Genomic DNA, 21,414 nt, shown 5'->3' on the forward strand with positions numbered 1-21,414 from the left:
GCTAGAGTAAAATGAAAACCCTTGCATAGGAAAGAAAAGCTGGATTATTTGCGTGGTGGCAAGTATGATATAAAGGGTCTATATTTTTACATGTTTGTGACCGATATATATTAACAGATTGTGAAATTTAACTCAAAAGGTTATAATTGGCGGATTAACCGATTAGAGGCTTGCAGCATAAATATAGAACGTGATGGGGGATTAGATTATGAATCCGATCGACCTGGCATCTGCTTCGGTCGGCGCGGGTGGCCTGACGGCTATCCTGGTATCACTGGCCTGTGTCGCCGCTTCTTGGTGGGCGCTGCAAAACTTAAAGCTGGATTTATTTATCCGAAATCCCAAGGGGCCGCAGGGAAAATTACTGCAGCTTTTGCTGGCCGTCGTGCTAGGGCGTTATGTCGCTTTATTTGTATTGGATTATTGGGGGTACACCCAGATGCTGAGATACATGTTCTGAATGCAGCTTGGCAGAGAAAATGTCGAATAACATCAATTCATTGTGTCAACAATGGTGAATAGGGACTACAACTCGAAAGCAGGTCCATCTACGGGACTGACGGCGGATTCTGAGCCAAAACACGCTTTTTCGACAGGATTAGAGCCTTGTGTGCCTTAAATGACCGGTGATATGATGAAATTTAGGGAATGAACGGGTTAATCTTTTTCCATATCGGGAAAAAAGTGAAAATGAACGCGCGGAGGGAAACATGATGAGCAAATTTATCGTCCGCGGTGGCAATGTTTTGGCCGGGAACGTAAAAGTCAGCGGAGCTAAAAATTCAGTGCTGCCGATTATTGCAGCGTCTTTATTGGGTGAAGAAGGGGTTAGCATCATTCGCGATGCCCCTCCATTAGACGATGTGATGACCATTAATAAAGTGTTGGAATCACTTGGGGCGAGTGTTACATATGACCGGGAAGTGATTACGGTTGATGCGCGCAAGATCGCTTCATGTGAAGCGCCTTATGAGTGGGTGCGAAAAATGCGGGCGTCTTTTCTTGTCATGGGCCCGTTATTGACACGGACGGGATTTACTCGTATCTCCTTACCGGGAGGGTGCGCCATCGGTACAAGACCGATTGATCAGCATCTTAAGGGATTTGAGGCGATGGGCGCCGAGATTAACCTCGGTCACGGGTTTATAGAAGCGAAATCGAATGGCCGCCTCCGCGGCGCAAAAATATATTTGGACGTTGCCAGTGTAGGTGCCACGGAAAATATCATGATGGCAGCGACGCTTGCTGAAGGAACGACATTGATTGAGAACGCGGCTAAGGAGCCGGAAATTGTGGACCTGGCCAATTATTTGAACAGCATGGGAGCCGTTGTACGTGGTGCCGGCACAGGAATGATTCGCATTGAAGGTGTCGAGAAGCTACATGGTTGCGAGCATACTGTTATTCCTGACCGAATCGAAGCCGGGACGTTTATGGTTGCGGCTGCAATCACGGGTGGGAATGTGTTTGTGGAAGGGGCTATTGCTGACCATTTAGGTCCGGTAATTGCCAAGCTGGAGGAAATGGGCGTCAGAGTGGAAGTCAAGGAAAATGGAGTCCGCGTGATTGCCGATAAGCCGCTGAAATCAGTGGATGTGAAGACATTGCCCTATCCGGGGTTCCCAACCGACATGCAATCACAGATGATGGCTTTGCTATTAGTATCAGAGGGCAGCAGCATCATCACGGAGACCGTATTTGAGAATCGTTTCATGCATGTGGATCAATTCCGGTTAATGAATGCGGATATCAAGGTAGAAGGACGCAGTTCCATTCTGGCTGGTAGAGCCAAACTGAGTGGCGCTAAGGTCTGTGCGACGGATTTGCGTGCGGGAGCAGCCCTTATTATTGCTGGCCTTGTAGCTGATGGAACGACAGAAGTAAGCGGCACACACCATATTGATCGTGGCTATGTGGACCTGGCGGAAAAACTGACGGGTCTAGGTGCCGACATATGGCGCATTTCGGCAGAGGAAGCTGTGGCGGAGGCCGATAAGGTAACGGCTAACGTCAAGGAAGAAACCCCTATATTGAAAATACAGCCGTCATGGGCGTAAATTACTCATGCGTTTGTCTATAGTTTAGGAAGAAGAAGTTCTCTCACGGTATCATGTGCAGGGAGCTTCTTTTTTTGCTTTTGATGGAGGTTGTGGTTCTGAAGGTTATGACCTAAAATAAAGAGTACAAACTTAAAAGCATATAGATTACATTTATATACTATTGGGAAGGGACGAGCGACATGGGAAGCCGTGAAAACGGAGATAAGACTTATCCTAGGGGTGATGGTTGTCCCGTAGAATTTACGTTGCATATTATTGGTGGCAAATGGAAGGGATTGTTGCTCTATCATTTGATGGACGGGCCGGTTCGATTCAATGAATTCCGGAGAATTTGTCCAACCATCACTCAACGGATGCTGACCTTGCAGCTTCGTGAACTGGAGCAGGATGGTATTGTGCATCGTGAGGTGTACCGGCAGGTACCGCCCAAGGTAGAATATTCCTTAACGGAATTTGGTACTACGCTAGTACCGATTATTGAAAGAATGAAGGAATGGGGAGAGCTGTACAAGAAAGAGGCCCCACATCGAAGCAAGGATCAGGTAGAAGTGTAATTTCCATAGTGTTGGCGCATGAGAACGACCCGGGACGCCGGGTCGTTTTTTTGTACGGAAGAAGTTGAGCTCAACCTGGGAAGCTTGTATTTGAGAGGGTGTGTTTATTGAGAGAATCGGATGAATACGGGTTCTAGCAACTGGAACAAATTCATATCTATAAGTATAGCGGGGAAAAGGTATAAGAGAGAAGACGCAGGGGAGTGCAGTGGGAATGATGCAGCAGCATAGACCGGCCGATAAGCAGAAGAAGAAAGGAACGGCAGATTCTTTGAAAATAAATGTAATGCCTAGAGTGGCACAATTAGCAGGCAATGAAGAGAAGGAAAAGAAGGAGCAAGTAAGACACAGAGCGCAAGCGCCGGAGGGTACCGGGATTGGAAGGGAAACAAAGAAGCCTGTAGGGCGAGGACTCGTGGCCGTGGCCGATGCTGAGAAAGGCCCGGTTGTGGGGATTGGGAAGAGGACTGTGCCTGAGGCGAGTCCGCTATCCTTAAGAGCTGGCCAGTCGGCGCAGCCTGGCCAAGCGTTAACGGGCCCTCAGCTAAGAGGAGGGCCGATGGTGGGGGCGGCACGGGAGGGTCCAGGCCGAGCTGTTCGGCCTGGACTGTCGGGGCAAGCCGCCCCGCGGGATGGAGCTGCGGTGCCGCCGCTGCTCCCTGGGCCGGACCGCGTGCGGGTACCCGTCCGCCCGCGAGGAAGCGCCCGCCGCGCTGGCAGCGGGCGTCGTGGACCGCGCGCCGCGCCATGGCTGGCGGCGCTGGCCGTGCTTGCGCTGGCGCTGCTGCTGCCAGCGATGCTCGCGTGGCGCGCGGCTGCGCCAGCCGCGCCGCCGGACCCGGCCGCGGCGCAAGCGGCTGAGCCGCCCGCCAGCGCGACCGTGCCGCCTCCGGCGGAGGCGGGCCCGCCAGGCACGGGCGTGGCCGCCCCTCCGTCAGCACCCCCTGCGGGTGTGGCGCTGACGGAGGGGGTGCCGGTGCGCGTTCATCTTACGCGCACCGGCAAGATCGAGACCGTGCCGCTCGAACAATACGTCACCGGCGTGCTCGCCGCGGAGATGCCGGCAGACTTTGAACTCGCGGCCCTGAAGGCACAGGCCATTGCCGCGCGTACCTATATCGTCCGGCGCTTGGCTATGGACGAGACGGGGGATATGGCTGGCCGTGCTGCCGACGTCAATGATACGACGGCCCACCAGGCGTATCTATCCCGCACGGTTCTGATGGCCTGGCCGGAGCAAGGTAAGGCGGCTCAGCTTGCCAAGCTGCAGGAGGCGGTACGTCAGACCGAGGGAATTGTGATGACGTTTCGCGGGCAACCTATTACTGCGGCCTTCTTCTCATCCAGCGGAGGGTATACTGAAAATTCAGAGGAATATTGGTCGTTGAAGGTACCCTATTTACGTAGCGTGGCTAGTCCATGGGATGCTCAAATTCACCCGGAAAGCAAAGAGACTGTGGACTTGCCACTTACGCAGCTTTACCGCAAGCTGGGTCAGCCCGTTCCCAAGACGGTTCAGTCGGCCATGGCTGTTTTTGCTCAGGAAGAGGGCAAGAAGGAAATGAAGCTGAAGGTCGATAAACTCTTTCAAATACTCTCCTGGACGACTGGCAGAAGAGTGAAAGAAATCCGCATCGGAGAGAAGACCTATAGTGGACGAGAATTACGAGAGAAGCTGGAGCTTCGATCCAGCCAGTTCACCTTGGCTCTCAGTGGTGACAAGGTAAAGATTACAACCTATGGATACGGGCATGGCGTTGGGATGAGCCAATGGGGCGCCAACGGCATGGCGAAGCAGGGATTCACGACCACACAGATTCTCAAACACTACTATACAGGGATCGATTTTGAGCAGGCCTCTTCCTTTTTGAAAAAAATTTAATATAAACGAAGTATAAAAGAGTTGACCCCGGTAACACTGGTTACTGAGGTGATGAACAAATGAATGAAAATCAAAACAAACAACCCCACGAGGAGTCTTCTAAAAATGGATTGGGAGAGCCGGTAGCCCCGGTATCCGCGTGGAAGAGATTATTGTCCAAGAGATGGGTTTACCCGGCAGCATATGTGGCGGCAGCGGCAATTATACTAACCTTAGTGTGGGTCTACCAGGATGCGAGCAACAAGCCGATGGATTCGACCCCCGCCAGCGTGACCGATGCCGTCGATCTCTCCGGCGAGGAAGCTGGGACACAACAAGGGATGAACGGGGAAGAAGCGACGGAAGTGATTGCGTCCGCGGAAGACCTGGCCTGGCCGGTAGCTAACAGTGCCGAAGTATCTGTCGTCAAGCCTTTCTATGAGAAAGAAGGTACGGCAGAACAGCATCAAGCTGCTTTGGTTCAGTACAACGATACGTTTACGCCAAATACAGGGATTGACCTGGCGCGTGAAGATCGTAAGCCATTTGAAGTGACCGCTGCGATGAGCGGTAAGGTGACTCGAGTGGAAGAAGTACCGTTGCTGGGGTATGTAGTGGAGATTACCCATGCCAGCAATCTGAAGACTTTGTATGAAAGTCTGTCGGAAGTCACGGTGAAGCAGGATATCGAAGTCAAGCAAGGTGATGTCATCGGAAGTAGCGGGCGCAATGAAATTGAGAAGGATCTCGATAACCATTTGCACTTCGCCATTTACGAGAACGACCAATTGGTCAATCCGGAAACGGTGCTTCCGAAGAACTGAGTTAAACCCATCTAACCTATAAGGCAGGCCGCGTATTCTTCAAGCTAGAATACGTTACTGCTGCCCACGGAGAGCGAAAGCTCTCCTTTTTTTGCGTAGTTATTCACCACGCTTTTCGAGGTTGTCCGTAAAATAAATGGCCTCGCCCAGGCTTGTCAGGCTTGGAAACAAAGAATATATAGGCCCGCCCCTCATATAATGTACCAAACTATCTCGAGTTGAGGGAGGCGGGAGCGTGCACGATTACATCAAGGAACGGACAATTAAGATAGGGCGGTGCATCGTGGAGACGCGGCATACGGTTCGGACGATCGCCAAAGAATTTGGTGTATCAAAAAGCACGGTGCATAAGGATTTAACGGAACGCTTACCGGAGATTAATCCGGATTTAGCCGATCAGGTCAAGCACATTCTCGAATACCACAAATCCATTCGCCATCTACGCGGAGGAGAAGCGACGAAGATTAAGTACAAAAAAAAAGGGGAACCTAAACGAGAGGTGATCAGCTCCTTAAATTAGTGGTGTATGCGGCAGCATTCTATCGGACGATTATCATTGAATCCATCCCCTAAAGTATGGTATTTTTAAATATGGTATAAGATTATGTGGATTTTCATCCAATTATCCCGAAAATCAACGATTTGCATCGACTTTTGTCGAATTACAACTTCTGCGCTAAGGGAGACTTTTACCATATGGCATGGAAATAGGCAGCACTTCCTTTCCGTGATCTACAAAAATACGCTTTGGGGGATCAAATGATGAGCAAGGATATTGGTATTGATTTGGGCACAGCCAATGTGCTGATTCATGTCAAAGGAAAGGGAGTCGTTCTTGACGAGCCTTCTGTTGTGGCGATTGATAGCGACGGGAGACGAGTGCTGGCCGTAGGTGAAGAGGCGAGACGCATGGTAGGCCGCACGCCTGGAAATATCATTGCGATTCGTCCCTTGCGCGATGGGGTTATTGCCGATTTTGAAGTTACGGAAACGATGCTGAAATATTTTATAGATCGGGTAGGGGGCCGAAGCTGGTACAGCCACCCGCGAATTTTGATCTGTGCTCCAACGAATATTACATCCGTGGAGCAGAAGTCAATTCGGGAAGCTGCCGAGCATAGCGGCGCCAAGGAAGTATTTCTGGAAGAAGAGCCGAAGGCCGCTGCCATCGGCGCTGGCATGGATATCTATGAGCCTAGCGGCAACATGGTGGTTGATATCGGCGGTGGGACGACGGACGTGGCGGTGCTCTCTATGGGAGATATCGTCACGGCCTCGTCTATTAAAATAGCGGGGGACAAGTTTGACTCGTCCATTATCAAATATATCAAAACCAAATATAAACTGTTGATTGGGGAACGTACCGCAGAGGACATCAAGATTGGAATCGGGACGGTATATCCGAACGGACGTGTGGCCGAGATGGATATTCGTGGCCGCGACATGGTATCCGGACTTCCGCTGACGATTACAATTACGGCTAATGAGATACAAGAGGCGTTAGCTGATCCAATCTCCTCTATTGTATCTGCGGCAAAATCGGTGCTCGAGCGCACTCCGCCGGAACTTTCCGCTGACATTATTGATCGAGGTGTCATCCTGACAGGGGGAGGCGCTCTGCTGAACGGATTGGACGAGCTACTTGCCGAAGAGTTGCGGGTGCCTGTCTTGATTGCCGAAGACCCAATGCATTGCGTTGTAAAGGGAACGGGCATCATGCTTGATAATTTGGACAAGGTGCTTAAGAAAAAGTTCTGATCCGCCGATATATAAAGAAGTGCGTGTTCAAAAAGTCGGGTTTACAGGACCGAGAAGGTTGGATGAAGTTAGGGACTGAGTAGCGGAGCGTAGATAGATCTACGTGAGCAACGGAAGGCCCGGCTGAATTCAAGATTCGATGTCGAATGTACTCCTCGAACAACTTCGTCATGGGAAGACGACTTTTTGAACAACTTCTAGAAGGAATGAATCGCCTCGTAGGGGCGCTGAATATATAGATAGTTTGGAGGGAAGGCCATGTTAAGAGGTCTCTATACCGCAGCCTCCGGCATGATAGCGGAGCAGCGGCGTCACGACACGGTGACGCAGAATATTGCTAATTTGAACACCCCGGGTTACAAGCAAGTGAACACGGTAGCTCATTCTTTTCCCGAAATGTTGATTTCCTTGGTGGGCGATAAGCAGACGGGTGGCAAGCTTGCGATCGGGAAGCTCATGAACGGAGTGTTTGCGGAAGAGAGCATGGCCTCGTTTGCGCAAGGAGACCTGAAGGAGACCGGTAAACTGACCGATTTCGCATTAATCTCTAGCCTTGGTCTGGTTGATCCAGCTACTGGGGAAGCGATCCCTTTTGATGTCTCCGGGAAGTTTGTAACGGAGGATGGCGAAGTGATCTATCAGCCACAGGCCTTTTTTGCTGTGGAAGATCAGGAAGGCAACGTCCGCTATGCGCGGGACGGCAGCTTTCGGGTAAATACCGAAGGCGAACTGAGAACTTCTGCTGGTCATCAGGTGCTTGATGTGGATGGTGACCCTGTTATTTTACCTGTGGGTGTAGCAGTTGATACTTTGATTAGTGACAACGCAGGAAATTTGACAGGAATCGACGCTGCCGGAGAACAGGTGGACATTGCTACCTTGGGCATTACCGTTGTGGAGCAGCCCCATCAGATGATCCGGGATGGCCACGGGGTCTACCGCATCGATAATGAGCAAGCAGCGGGAGTTCGGGCTTTGGCTGCAGGTGACGCAGCCGAGGTACGGCAAAGATATGTGGAAGTATCCAATGTGGATACAGCCCAATCGATGGTGGATCTCATGACAGCCCAACGGGCTTATGAATCAAATCAAAAGGTCATCCAATACTACGATAGAAGCCTGGATAAGGCGGTTAATGAAATTGGCCGCGTATAATAGGGGCTGTTTAAAACAGGAGGTGCGACATGAATAACTCTGTCATCGGCGCGATGGTAACCATGAGCGGAATACAGCAACGGCTGGATCTGCTTGCTGACAATATAGCCAATGTGAACACGGTAGGATATAAACGCAAGGAAGCCAGCTTTGAGGATACTTTAACCCGGGTACAGCAGCATGCTTCGGATTTCTCTCTGCCTGGGCGGGCAACTCCTTCGGGCTTTAACCTTGGGTTTGGTTCGAGGATGTCTCATATAGGTTTGAGCTTTGAACAAGGCTCCTTCAAGGAAACAGGTAACTTTACTGATTTGGCCATTGAGGGGAATGCTTTGTTTAGTGCTCTGACTCCTGATGGCACCGTGGTCTACACTCGTGCGGGGGATTTTCATGTTCAGCCTGATCCGGATGATGAAGAAGCCGCTTTTCTGGTGAATAATCAAGGCTATGTCCTGCTCAATGCGGAGGGAGATCCGATCACTTTTTCTGCGAATGCAGCACTAAGCATTGATGAGCAGGGAAATATTCTGGCTACAGAGGGAGAAGAGACCACCGCTCTTGGGCGGATTGCCTTGCTCACTCCTGAACGGCCGGAAGCGTTGCAGCAAAGAGGAGATAACTTGTTTGTTCTGGCTGAAGGAGTAGATCCAGCGGCTGCTTTGGTTGATACACTAACCTTGCCGCAGAATCGTCAAGCGCGTGTACGTCAAGGGATGTTGGAAGAATCTAATGTGAATTTAACAGATGAAATGGCTGAGATGGTGCAAGTGCAGCGCGCGTACCAACTGGCGGCCCGGGCATTGACTTCTGGTGAGACGATGATGGGCCTGGCTAACAACTTGCGCGGATAGGTGGTAGTTTGCATGAGTAAGGAGAATGAACCAGTGGTGAGACGTGCGGCATGGGTTTCAATCTTGCGCATTGTCATTATATTGCTAATTCTTGTGCTGGCATTGGCCGGAGGTACGGTCGTCGGCTATGTTGTATTTGGCAAGCAGGACCCTTCCGAGATTTGGAATTGGTCGACTTGGCGTCATGTCTTTGATCTCGTATTCGCACCTTGAACAGGGTCGAGTACCAACGGCAAATTCAACGTATATACAAGTGCATATATAATAGAAGAAACAGAATAAATGAACCAGAAATATCCAAGAACTCTCGGCGAACGGGAGTTTTCTTTTTTTGCGCGGAAAATGTATAATGATGGGGGACTGTATGTGAAAAAAGGGCTTTATCCGTAAACGACATGCGGTCGCTTGTGGATAAGCCCCTTATCTTAACCTTCGCTTCTGCAGAGGCGAAGGATAACTACAGTGTGACCGGAATCCGCTGTTTTTATTCATTTTGAAAGGTAGTTCAGTTGAAAACCAAGATACAGATATAATGAACCGAAAGGAGATATACATATGTTAAATACAAATGAAATTCAGGAGATCTTGCCTCATCGTCCTCCCTTTCTGCTGGTCGATCGGATTATTGAGTTGGAGGAAGGGAAACGTGCCGTCGGAATCAAGAACGTAACGATTAATGAGCCTTTCTTTACCGGACATTTTCCTGGTTACCCCGTAATGCCTGGCGTTCTGATTACTGAGGCGCTTGCTCAAGTTGGAGCTGTAGCTATATTGAATGTGGAAAGCAACCGGGGGAAGATCGGTTTCTTAGCTGGACTAGACGGATTTCGTTTCCGTGGACAAGTTGTGCCAGGGGATACGTTACGTTTGGAGGTTGACGTCATTCGTATGAAGGGCTCCATTGGCAAGGGCCGGGCCGTAGCTAAGGTAGAAGATAAGATCGTCGCCGAAGGCGAAATTATGTTTGCGTTGTCTTAAGATGTTAAGGAGGAGAAACAGCCATGACTGAAATTAGCCAAGCCGTTCTGGAAAAAGTAAAAGGATGGTTGCAAGACCCGTCCATTGATGAAGGCACCAAACAGGAATTACGTGATTTAGAGAAGACTAACCCCGTAGAATTGGAGGATCGGTTCTATCGGGATTTGGAATTTGGTACAGGTGGATTGCGTGGTGTGATCGGTGCAGGTAGCAACCGTATGAATCGCTATACGGTCGCCCGGGCTTCCCAGGGCTTTGCGGAGTATATTTTGAAGGCGCATGCAGGCAAGGCGGGACAACCTTCGGTTGTGATTGCTCATGATTGTCGCCACTTTTCGCCGGAGTTTGCGCTCGAAGCTGCCTTGGTGCTGGCCGGTAACGGTATTGTAGCCAAGCTGTTCCCATCTTTACGTCCCACGCCGCAATTGTCCTTCAGTGTGCGTGATCTTGGTGCTACCGGTGGTATTGTTGTTACAGCAAGCCATAACCCACCTGAATACAATGGCTACAAAGTATACAATGCTACGGGGGGACAGTTGGTTCCGCATGAAGCGGAGGAGGTCATCGACCGGATTCATGCTATCTCATCATTTGCGCAAGTGAAACGTCTGAGCCGCGAGGAAGCCGAAGCCCAAGGGTTGCTGGTTTGGCTCGGAGAAGCTGAAGACGAAGCATTTGCGGAAGTGGTGGCAAATACTAGCGTGAACCGTGAGCTTATGGCCGCAGGCGCTGCCAAGGACGTGGTTGTGGTCTTCACTCCACTGCATGGAACCGGGAATTTGCCGGTACGACGCGTACTTACGAAGATCGGTTTCACCCAGGTTCATATTGTGAAGGAGCAAGAACTACCTGACGGCGATTTTCCTACCGTTAAGTCCCCGAACCCGGAAGAACGCGAAGCCTTTACGATGGCTATTGAACTGGGGAAGAAGGTAGGAGCTGATCTGCTCATCGGTACAGACCCTGATGCGGACCGGATGGGGGCCGTGGTAAGAACGGCTGATGGAGAATATGAAATTTTGACAGGTAACCAATCCGGTTCTTTGCTCGTTCACTATGTACTTAGCCAAATGAAGGAAGCGGGAACGCTACCGAAGAACGGGGCTGTAGTGAAGACAATCGTAACTAGTGAGCTAGGTGCTGTGATTGCTCGCCACTACGGAGCAGAGGTATTTAATACGCTGACCGGCTTCAAATACATTGGTGAGAAGATGAACGAATTTGATGCTAGCGGAGATTATACTTATTTATTCGGTTATGAGGAAAGCTATGGTTATCTGGCGGGGAATTATGCCCGGGACAAAGATGCTATTGTGGCCTCCACGCTGTTCTGTGAAGCGGCAGCTTATTACAAGCGCCAAGGAAAAACGCTGTTGGATGTTTTGGAGGAACTGTATGCCCAGTTTGGCTACTACCGGGAAACTTTGGCTTCCCGTACGCTGAAGGGCAAGGATGGTTTGGCCCAGATCAACGCATTGATGGAAGAGTTCCGTTCTGCTCCGCCGCAGGAGGTTGCTGGTGTAGGTGTTGCAGATGTGCTTGATTACACGCTTGGTCTTGATGGGCTGCCCAAGGGTGATGTTTTGAAATTTTTGCTGACGGATGGTTCGTGGTTCTGTTTGCGTCCTTCCGGCACAGAGCCGAAAATTAAATTCTATTTCGGTGTACGTGGAACCTCAAACGAGGATGCCCAGGCCCGACTGGAAGCGATGCAGCAGGAAGTGCTTGCCCGCGTAGACCGTTAGGAGAAACAGAAGAGCAACTGCAGCAGTGCATTTATGATGAAAGTACGGACTTTACGCGGACGAGCATCGTACTTTTGTGCTGCTGCAGTTATTTACTTGTATTGCATTTTGAGGAGGTACCGAAGTGATTCAGAGTTGGCAACGATGGAATAACGTCTCCCGCAAATGGTTGTGGGTTTTAGTAATCGTGGGAATTTTGGCATCTTTGCCGATAATCGTACAACGGGTGCAGACGGAATCATCTGCAAATAAAGTGGAGTTTGTCTTTAATTATCGGGCTTTGGTGGACATCGCATCTTATCAAGCGGCTCCAGCAACCTATATGGATGAGCAACTGGATCGGTTAAAAGAAGCCGGTGTGACCACGATGGCGATGTTCGAGAGCACGCTGGATGAATTATCGAAGACGCGTCGTATTATGGTCTTCAGTTCATTGGAAGCAGCTAAGCTGAACCAGAGTATCATATCGCCTGATGGTAATTACACCTATATTGCTTTCACAAGTCAGGCAAATGAAGAACAATTGAGTTCATTCATTAGAGAAGCATTTGGTCAACTGGATGTAACGGTGGCTAACTGGAGTTATCAGAATCAAGCTGGACTGGTTATCGGTATGGGCATGGAGGAAGCGCTCATGAAGCCATTGCCGCTGGACCCGATCGCCTTTTCGATGCTACAGGCTAAGGGCTTCCATATTCTACCCCGCTTGTCGGACAATGTGCCGTACGATCAAGAGGCACTGGATGAACAATTAGGCTTTTTTGCCGAGCATGGGGTTACGCGTATTTTGTTTGACGGTGAATCTGTGAAGGGCTTCAATGAGGATGAGTCCAAGAACAGCTTGCAGGCTTTTGCTAATTTACTGAATGAGCATAAGCTTGGCATTGCGGTCATTGAGGGTCTGAAGGCACCGCAAAAAGGTTTTAATACCCTCGCCTATCTCACTGACTACAACGTGGTTCGTCTTCATTCACTGACGGATGGCGAAGCGGTCCAAAGTCCGGAAACGCTAGCAGACCGATTTGCGCTTGCGACCAAGGACCGGAACATTCGGATGATTTATCTTAACGCTTCCGCTTCCAAGGATGCTGCCAAGGCAGCGATTACGAACCCGATAGATAATTTGGTCCGTTCGTTGCAAGCGCCCGGGAATGCGGTTCAGCGTATTGAAAATAACGGGTTTGAGTTTGCTCCTGCGGAAGCCTTTAAGGTATACGATGCAAGCTGGCAAACTTATCTGAAAGCATTGGTTGTACTGGGGAGCGTAGCTTTTATTGCGTTATTAATATCATGTTTCCTACCTTCGTTAACCTTGGCTTCCTTTGTTCTGGGTTTGGTCGGCTCCGGCGGACTATATGTATTGCGCCCCGTTCTGCTCGAGCAGTCGCTCGCGTTGTTTGCTGCAATTAGTGCGCCGACGATTGCTGTAGTGCTGGCTATTCGCAAGGTAGAGGAGCTACGTGAGAAGCATCCCGACATGACAGGGGCACGTAGGCTGACTCATACCATCGTTTTGTATCTGAAAACCTCAGTATTGTCGCTCGCTGCAGTTCCTTTTGTGATTGCTCTGCTCAATAACATTACTTATAGTCTGGTGTTAAACCAGTTCCGTGGTGTTAGTCTGCTGCATCTGGCTCCGATATTGCTTATTGCCATTTATGTGTTCCTGTACCGCGGTAATTCTGTGGCCGAGGAGCTGCGCAACTGGTTGCGGATGCCGATTACAGTGTTGTGGGTCGCGATTGCTGCGGTTCTGGGAGTTGCCGCCTTGTATTACCTCTCCCGTACCGGGAATGCGGGAACGCTGTTGCCTGGGGAAGCTGCTTTCCGATCTTTCCTGGAAAACGCCTTTGGTGTACGTCCTCGTAATAAGGAATTTTTACTGGCGCATCCGTTATTCATCGTGGGCATCTTTGCCGCCTGTCGTTATCGTTGGCCGCTGTTCGCTATGATTCTGGCTGTGATGGGCCAATTATCGATGGTGGATACGTTCGCGCATATCCATACGCCGGCTATCCTTTCCTTGATCCGCGGCGTATTGGGGCTTGGCCTGGGACTGGTAGTAGGCTTAATTGCCGTACTGGTATGGCAAATCATTGAAAGGTGCTGGAGCAAATGGTCGCCACGACTGCTAAAACCATAGTTCTGTCGGGGTATTACGGGTTTCGTAACAGCGGGGATGAAGCGGTGCTTCAGTCCATTCTGTTAGCCTTGGAGGAAGAGGGCTTGACGTCCGGTGTGGACATCAAGCCGGTGGTCCTGTCCATTGATCCGGAATGGACAAGCCGCACTTATGGGGTGGAATCTGTACATCGGATGAAACTCGGTGAGGTAAGGAAGGCTATAAAGAACAGCGATGGTCTGATCAGCGGTGGAGGCAGCTTGCTTCAAGATGCGACTGGATTGAAGTCAATCCCTTATTATTTGGGTATTATTAAGTTAGCACAATGGATGGGCAAGCCCACCTTTGTTTATGCTCAAGGGATTGGACCGGTCCATCGGAAAATGTTCCGCCCGCTCATCGCATCGGTCTTCCGCCGCTGTGACTATATCTCCGTGCGTGATACGGAATCGGCTTCATTGCTTCGCGAGATGGGACTCCGCGGGAAGGATGCCGTTCAGGTCGTCCCCGATCCAGTGATGGGTCTGACACTGGAGGGGACGGGACCTGAGGCTTCAACTCCCGAAGCGTTGCCGATTGTAGGAGTCTCCGTTCGTTTCTGGAATGGAGAACGAACGGATTTGACGCAGCTCGCCGAAGGGCTTGCGCTGCTCTGCCGCCGTAGACCGGTGCATATCCGCTTTCTTCCTTTTCATTTCCCCGGTGATGACGAAGCTTCCCGCTTCGTGATGGACCGGCTTGGAAATGTGGAAGAACGCGGCTGCACGGTAAGCGTTGCGTCAGAAGCAGAGCGCCCGCAGGAGATGCTGCGGGAAGTAAGCCGGTGCAGCCTGCTGGTGGGGATGAGGCTGCACAGCTTGATTTACGCTGCCTCGCAGCAGGTTCCATTGCTCGGCATTTCCTATGATCCGAAGATTGATCATTTTCTTGGCCGAATCAGCAGTGTTCCGGTGGGAACAACGGAGGACCTGGACCCAAGAATTCTGGCAGCGGAGGGCGAACGTCTTCTGCAGGAGGCTCAAGCCTGGCGTAAGACTCGCGCGGCGCAGATTCATGAATTGAAGCGAGAGGCGCGGGTGCCGGCACGGCAGATTGCCGAATTTCTACGAAAGTAATGGGGGAGCAAGAGGATGACCAAGATGAAAAAAGGCATTCCTACGGTTTCGGTGTTTGGCGTTGCTGTAAGCAAATGGGGGATGAAGGAGACGGTAGCTTATTTAACGGAAGCTGTCTCTGCAAGGCAGCCGCATCATATTATTACGGCTAACCCTATTATGATGATGGCAGCCATTGAAAATCCCGAATATAAAGCGATGATGCAAACGGCGGAGCTTATTGTTCCAGATGGTAACGGTCTGGTCTGGGCGGCGCGCAAAGGTGGCGACCCCGTGAAGGAACGAGTCCCCGGTTATGAACTGCTTCATGAATTAATGAAGCAAGGGGAACGGTTGGGATGGAAGGTGTACCTGGTCGGCGCAGCTCCGGATGTAATTAAGGAGACCGCTCGCCGTTTGGCCTTGCAGTATCCTGGAACGGAAGTTGTTGGTTACCGGGATGGGTATTTCTCGACTGAGGAAGACCGGGAAGTGATTGCCGGGATCATCGAGGCAGCACCAGATTTGTTGTTTGTGGCCCGCGGTGCCGATACTCAGGAGCCGTGGATTGCCAAATACAAGGATGAGCTGCAAGTGCCGGTGATGATGGGGGTAGGTGGAAGCTTTGACGTTATCTCGGGACGAGCCAAGCGGGCGCCGATGATATTCCGTAAGCTTCGGCTGGAGTGGTTGTATCGTTTGCTGAAGGAGCCTACCCGCTTCCGCAGAATGCTTGCGCTGCCGAAATTCGCTGTGCGTGTAATGCGCGAGAAAGAAAACCTAACGAAAATGGGCTAAAACGCTCGATTTCTATGGATTAGAGCGGTTTTTTGCACGAAAACGAGGTTGGAGTTTCTTTCTAAACAGAGTATAATTCATTCCGGCAGAACAATTGGAGGTAGAAATGCATGTTGATGATTTACATCATCGGGTTTATTGTTTCTCTTGGCTTGGCTTTGGGCCTAACGCCGCTCGTTAAGAAATTTGCTATTAAGGTCGGCGCTGTAGATGTTCCCAATGCGCGCAAAGTGCATACGCGAATCATGCCGAGACTCGGTGGTTTAGGAATCTTCTTATCCTTTGTCATTACGCTCTTCTTGTTGCTTCCGTTTCTTCCGGATATTTTCACGGTACGCGAAGTGAACTTTATTAAGGCCTTCCTGGTAGGGGGCACATTAACGATATTGCTGGGGGCGCTGGATGATCGCTTTGATTTACCAGCAAAACTTAAATTTTTAGCCCAAATTGCCACCGCTTGTGTAGTTGTATTCGTCTTCGATATTCGTTTGGAATTCGCTAACATTCCGTTCCATACCTATGGTGCGGTCGAAACTTGGGTAGCTATTCCGTTCACAATTTTGTGGATCGTTGGCGTAACCAATGCCATTAACTTAATTGATGGCTTGGACGGTCTTGCGGCGGGTGTTTCGGCGATTGCTATAGGAACGATTGCCGTAATGGCTTTCTTGATGGGCAATATCGTGGTTGCGTTAATCTGTCTGCTGTTGCTTGGTAGCATCATCGGATTTTTATATTTTAACTTCCATCCAGCGAAAATATTTATGGGCGACTCCGGGGCTCTGTTCCTGGGCTTTAGCTTATCGCTGTTATCGTTGCTCGGCTTCAAGCAGGTGGCTATTGTATCATTCCTGACGCCGCTTATCCTGATTGGTGTGCCGCTGTCGGATACGATGTTTGCTATTGTACGACGCTGGATGCAGAAGAAGCCGATCTTCTCGCCTGATAAGGGGCATCTTCATCATTGCCTGCGCGAGCTTGGCTTTAGCCACCGTCAGACGGTATTGATCATTTATGGTATTGCTGCGTTCTTTGGTGTGTTGGCTATTATCCAGTCTTCGGCTGCGATGTACAACGCGAACTGGGTTACTTTTGTCGTTATCTGTGTCATGGTCTTCTTCTTGCAGATCGGTGCCGAGGTTATTGGGCTGATTGGCAAGACGAAGCGACCTGTGCTTGATTTTCTGGCTCGTCTACGGATGAAGGCGGGAGCAGAGCGTACGGGGACGAAGTGACGAAGCAGGGCTTAATATGTTTGAATTGAGACGGATTTATCTAATATCATGACTGTTGAACCTCAACCCGTTGGTAACAGCGGGTTTTTTTGTTGAATCCAATTTTAATGGATTCTTCTTCATGTTTTTCCTAAATTTCTTCCACTTTTCGACCGATAACAAAGTTAAGTGACGTTTTTTGGGCCGCTGTCCGCGAGCCATTGGCGGGAGCATCACACACTACATATCAAAGGAGAGATTTATACCATGCAACGCTTGAAAAAGCCGTTTATCTGGCTGACTTTGCTTTCTCTGGTCATTACCCTGTTGCCGGCCTCGTTTACGCCGGTGGCGAAGGCTGCTCTGTCTTCAACTACCTACTTCAGTCCTGATATTTTGGACATCCGTAAGACAGTGGGTCTGAAAACGAGTGGAACTGCTAATTTAATTAGTAGAGATAATGTATACGTTGTAACTACCCCTACATTGACGATTAACGGTACCTATTCCAAGGTGTCGGGTACGAGCCTGAAGGCGCAAATCGATCAATTGGTGTGGGATGAGACGAAAAAAGAATGGGTCGTTGATGGCCTACGTACGGTGCCAGGCACGGTGATGCAGGATACAACGGATCCGGACAAACGTTTTGTGGCTAGGGATTTGACATTATTCGCAGGTATGAACAAAATTACCTTTACCGGGACTGTAGGGAATTCAGAAGGTTCTGAGTCATTCTATGTGCTTTACGATGCGATTCCTTACGTTTCAGAATTGAGGATCGTAGGCGGTGGGCCTGCGGCAATCAATTTAAATGAAGGAACTAAAGTGGTTGTAACTAACCCAACGATTTCTCTGGAGGGGATTGTTAACAACATCACGAAAGTAGCGGTATCTGTTAATGATGGTACGCCACTCTCGACGGATGTATATAACGACCAATTGTATTCTCCACCATTAAACCTGTCGCCTGGTCTGAATAAGTTGAAGGTCGTCATCTCAAATTCGGCCGACTCGGTGACGATTTTGCGTGATGTTTATTATTTTGATATTAATAATCCATTTACGGATATGTATTTCGTGGATGCTAGTGGTACGCCACAAAAGGCATTTGGCACCAAACCGACAATTACAACTACTTTACCGGGAACGGTAGATATGATCATGCAGGTGCTGGTACCTTATGCTTCCTCAGATCAGCCGTTCAAGGGTAGCGAAACAACGATCACCATTAATGGTGTAGATTATTTAGAGGCAGATATTACTCTGTTAGGTCTTGACTTAAGCACTAACGGGGCCCAAGAAATTATTATTCCTGGTGCAGACGGAATAACGCCAACATACCGTTTAGTGACTTTCAAAGTAAGCGGAATTCCACTTGAGCAGGAAACGAACGGCAATATTAAAGCAACGCAAACGGCACAGGTATCCTTGGAATACGGGAATTATACTGCTTCTTACACTGATTCCAAATATGGACGCGCTACCTTCTCCTATCTTCCGGGACAGGTCGTAATTACGGATATGTATTATCTTCCGGATTACACGACAGGGGTCACTGATATTAAGGACCTTAACGTGCTTCCGCTTAATGGGGCCGAGGTAAGTGATTCAAGCTTTTATATTATGGTAAAGGCAAATAGCACACCAGGAACGCTGACGGCTGACTACTTGCCATTGGGTGCGGCAGGTTTACAACTTACATTAGTAACTAGCAATGTAACAGATGGCACAACAGCATTGCCTAATACACAAATTTACCAAGTAACGAACTTTGCTAATGGTCAGCAGCAAGTTCAGTTTAGATACTCACCTTCTGCGCCATATAATGTGAATATTTCATTTGCTTCAAAAAATTATATCTATATTGATAATCTGATTGATGGCCAAACCTATACCTTTAACTCAAAATCAACTAATAGCTTGAAAATTTCGGGTCGGTATGTTGGCTTTGAGAATATCGCCAGCGCTCAATATACTGTAAACGGGATTAGTGGAACTAATTTGACGGCTGCTGATGGGGCTGATGTCACTTTAGGCGTTGACTCAAACACTCCAAATTTTGCGCTTGAACTAAATATCAAGACGACAGGACCGTTGATCTATGGAGAAAATAGACTGGTATTTACGGGGATTTCTCTGGATGCAGCGGGTAATGAGAAGTTAGTACGCAAAGATCTGCGGATCTATATTATTGATGAAAATGTATCTAATATCAATAAGTTTCAACCAGCATCGATTCCTGATCCTGAATCATCACGTGTAGTTTTCCCCACGGCTGATCAGTTCACCATAGGTGGGGACCCCTTAAGTGAGGCTATCGGGAATATCTTCAAGCTGTCGCCGGAATTTACTTATAAGGACCCTGCTTATGAAACTTCCGAGAAGGAATATGATTTGCTGGTCCGTGGAGGCGGAGCAAGATTTGTCAATGTCTATATGGGTACGGAAAAAATATTCAGTAAAGAAGGCATAGATAACACGATTAATGCAGAGGTTGGTGCAACCTTTGGAAAATATACCTATGATTTTGTAGGGAATGAAAATGACTTTATTTTACGGATTCGTGGCCTTAAATTTGATGCACCTGGAACTCAGGTCTACAATTTGGAGCTAATTAATGATACGGGAGCACGGACCAACCAACGCTTGGAAATTACGCGTGTGCTGGATTCATTGCGCTTATTGGCCCCTGTGCCTACCGTAGGCGAAAAATTTGTAGTTAACAAAAATTTTATTCGCTTTGACGTTGAAGCGGAGGGTGCAGACTCTGTAATTATTGGCAAGGATGAGGCTACCCCTCGTCCTGACTTGGGACCGGACCGCTTTGTATACGATTATGTAGGTCTTAAACCTAATAAATCTACTAAGATAACGGTTAAGGCTGTTCGCGGCGGCGCCACGTCGGAAAAATCCATTGAAGTATACTACACCAGTGAGATCGCTATTGATTCGCAGTATATGGCTGAAAAGGTAGGCACGAAGTATAGTGCCTTCAATAAAACATTGGAATTATCTTTCCCTAAGGGAACGATTCTTCAGTCCGCATCACTTGATGCCAACCGAATCACGAAGTTTTATCCTGACAACAAGATTTTATTTGGGATTGCGGATCCTAAAGATGGCGTAGTTGAACGACGAAATGATTACGGTGCCTATATTAACCGTGGTAGTGAATTTAATAATGTAGTTATTCCTGATAACCTGGTCTACAATTTCAACTATAACGGGAGTACCATTAACTTTACGCGTGTGTCCCAGATCATGTGGGTAAATGGTGGAGTAGGCGAGTTCGGAAATAGGGGGGATAGCGGGTACCTGCCATCTACTAACGGGCTGGCTCCTTACTCGACAGAGGGTTACTTTACGCGTTTTGATACCTTGCGTAAGCTTGTTCCTTCTCAACGGGGAGAAATTACAATTAAATTTAATTCTAATGTAGTGGATGATGCGGGTACGACTGTAACCATGTTCCGCTATGTTGACAAGGGTGGTCAAGGAGTATGGGAGAATATCGGCGGTCAGGTAGACACCAAGAGTAATACGATCACGGCTCCGTTTGACGAGTTTGGGTATTACACAGTCATGAAGCTAAACAAGAGTTATAGCGATGTCACTAATCACCCATGGGCAAGAAATATTCTAACTGCCTTATATTCGAAGGGAATCATGAACCGTCTGCGGGTAGATGCGTTTGGAGCGGATGATCAGACGACCCGTGGTGAATTTGCGGCGTTACTGGTTAAGGGCTTAAATTTGCCGCTTAATTATGAAGGTACACCAACATTCTTTGATGTGGGATCAACCTCCGGTACAACAACCTGGGACTATAAGTACATTGAGACTGCAGCCAGAGCGGGGATTGTCACTGGTAGAACCGAAGGCTTCTTCTCACCAAACGTTCCTATTACAAGACAAGATGCAGCAGTTATGATTGCTCGCGCAGCAGATTTGAAGCTGGCTATCAATGATGACAAGTTAAAGGCAAATGTAGCCAAGACCTTCCTGGATGGTGGAAGTGTTGATCGTTATGCACTTCCTGCTGTACAGGCTGTGACGAAAGCTAAAATCATGTCAGGTAGCCCAGTGACACTGGAAGGAGCTAAGAAGCCTTCTTATAACTTCAACCCAACCAGCAATATGACCCGCGCGGAAGCCGGGAAAATCGCGGTAGAGCTGTTTAAGAAGAGCACGAAGCTGTTCCCTAAGAACTTGAGCTAGGTATCTGCTAAACGATAAAGGAACAGTCTTTAAACTGTGACCCGCAAGAAGGATGCTTTGCAAAAAGCTGCCCTCTTGCGGGTCCCTTATTGTATTTCCAATTACATCTTTTTGTAATTTGGGGAGCTTTGCGATACAATAGGCAGAGTAATAGACATTATGTAAAAGGGTGAACTTGAACA

General features: G+C 49.0%; 17 protein-coding genes. All 17 read left to right on the forward strand.

The annotated features are described in order from the left end of the window. The first annotated feature begins 208 nt into the window (after positions 1-208). The 17 genes from AC1VOR_RS12290 to AC1VOR_RS12370 all read left to right on the forward strand — a co-directional run bounded on the left by AC1VOR_RS12290 (position 209) and on the right by AC1VOR_RS12370 (position 21,232). Positions 209-460: a DUF1146 family protein gene (locus AC1VOR_RS12290; protein ID WP_059050054.1), complete on the forward strand. Its 252-nt coding sequence runs from the start codon at positions 209-211 to the stop codon at positions 458-460. A 253-nt stretch (positions 461-713) separates the two neighbouring features. Continuing rightward, entirely contained in the window at positions 714-2,057 is a 1,344-nt protein-coding gene (gene murA / locus AC1VOR_RS12295) for a UDP-N-acetylglucosamine 1-carboxyvinyltransferase (RefSeq protein ID WP_482618326.1), read from the forward strand. A gap of 182 nt (positions 2,058-2,239) precedes the next feature. Continuing rightward, positions 2,240-2,614 carry a winged helix-turn-helix transcriptional regulator gene (locus AC1VOR_RS12300; RefSeq protein ID WP_482618180.1) on the forward strand — a complete coding sequence of 125 codons (375 nt, stop codon included), beginning with the start codon at positions 2,240-2,242 and terminating at the stop codon, positions 2,612-2,614. A gap of 214 nt (positions 2,615-2,828) precedes the next feature. Continuing rightward, positions 2,829-4,496, forward strand: a complete 1,668-nt coding sequence (gene spoIID, locus AC1VOR_RS12305; protein WP_482618183.1) for a stage II sporulation protein D — start codon at positions 2,829-2,831, stop codon at positions 4,494-4,496. 59 nt (positions 4,497-4,555) lie between these two features. Further along, positions 4,556-5,299: a M23 family metallopeptidase gene (locus AC1VOR_RS12310; protein WP_059050051.1), complete on the forward strand. Its 744-nt coding sequence runs from the start codon at positions 4,556-4,558 to the stop codon at positions 5,297-5,299. A gap of 235 nt (positions 5,300-5,534) precedes the next feature. Beyond that, positions 5,535-5,819 carry a sporulation transcriptional regulator SpoIIID gene (gene spoIIID, locus AC1VOR_RS12315; protein WP_018750018.1) on the forward strand — a complete coding sequence of 95 codons (285 nt, stop codon included), beginning with the start codon at positions 5,535-5,537 and terminating at the stop codon, positions 5,817-5,819. Between the two features lie 239 nt (positions 5,820-6,058). Then, on the forward strand, positions 6,059-7,057 hold the full coding sequence (gene mreB, locus AC1VOR_RS12320; protein ID WP_059050050.1) for a rod shape-determining protein: 999 nt from the start codon (positions 6,059-6,061) through the stop codon (positions 7,055-7,057). A gap of 258 nt (positions 7,058-7,315) precedes the next feature. After that, complete coding sequence (locus AC1VOR_RS12325) at positions 7,316-8,212, forward strand: flagellar hook-basal body protein (RefSeq protein ID WP_482618191.1); 897 nt, start codon at positions 7,316-7,318, stop codon at positions 8,210-8,212. Positions 8,213-8,241: 29 nt separating this feature from the next. Beyond that, positions 8,242-9,063: a flagellar hook-basal body protein gene (locus AC1VOR_RS12330; RefSeq protein ID WP_482618193.1), complete on the forward strand. Its 822-nt coding sequence runs from the start codon at positions 8,242-8,244 to the stop codon at positions 9,061-9,063. 12 nt (positions 9,064-9,075) lie between these two features. Then, positions 9,076-9,276 (forward strand): DNA-directed RNA polymerase subunit beta, encoded by a 201-nt coding sequence (locus tag AC1VOR_RS12335; RefSeq protein ID WP_059050047.1) that lies wholly within the window; start codon positions 9,076-9,078, stop codon positions 9,274-9,276. Between the two features lie 342 nt (positions 9,277-9,618). Then, positions 9,619-10,041 (forward strand): 3-hydroxyacyl-ACP dehydratase FabZ, encoded by a 423-nt coding sequence (gene fabZ / locus AC1VOR_RS12340; RefSeq protein ID WP_059050046.1) that lies wholly within the window; start codon positions 9,619-9,621, stop codon positions 10,039-10,041. 23 nt (positions 10,042-10,064) lie between these two features. Further along, complete coding sequence (locus AC1VOR_RS12345) at positions 10,065-11,786, forward strand: phospho-sugar mutase (protein ID WP_482618195.1); 1,722 nt, start codon at positions 10,065-10,067, stop codon at positions 11,784-11,786. A gap of 124 nt (positions 11,787-11,910) precedes the next feature. Then, on the forward strand, positions 11,911-13,929 hold the full coding sequence (locus tag AC1VOR_RS12350) for a DUF5693 family protein (protein WP_482618196.1): 2,019 nt from the start codon (positions 11,911-11,913) through the stop codon (positions 13,927-13,929). Further along, a complete protein-coding gene (gene csaB / locus AC1VOR_RS12355) occupies positions 13,902-15,023 on the forward strand; it encodes a polysaccharide pyruvyl transferase CsaB (RefSeq protein ID WP_482618198.1) in 1,122 nt (373 codons plus the stop codon). The genes AC1VOR_RS12350 and csaB overlap by 28 nt, the downstream gene beginning before the upstream one ends. A gap of 15 nt (positions 15,024-15,038) precedes the next feature. Beyond that, positions 15,039-15,800, forward strand: coding sequence for a WecB/TagA/CpsF family glycosyltransferase (locus tag AC1VOR_RS12360; protein ID WP_482618199.1), 762 nt, complete (start codon positions 15,039-15,041; stop codon positions 15,798-15,800). 110 nt (positions 15,801-15,910) lie between these two features. After that, entirely contained in the window at positions 15,911-17,035 is a 1,125-nt protein-coding gene (locus tag AC1VOR_RS12365) for a glycosyltransferase family 4 protein (protein WP_482618202.1), read from the forward strand. Between the two features lie 246 nt (positions 17,036-17,281). Next, positions 17,282-21,232, forward strand: a complete 3,951-nt coding sequence (locus AC1VOR_RS12370) for an S-layer homology domain-containing protein (protein ID WP_482618205.1) — start codon at positions 17,282-17,284, stop codon at positions 21,230-21,232. Positions 21,233-21,414: the final 182 nt, after the last annotated feature.

The organism is Paenibacillus sp. 1SOY10, from assembly GCF_056836745.1.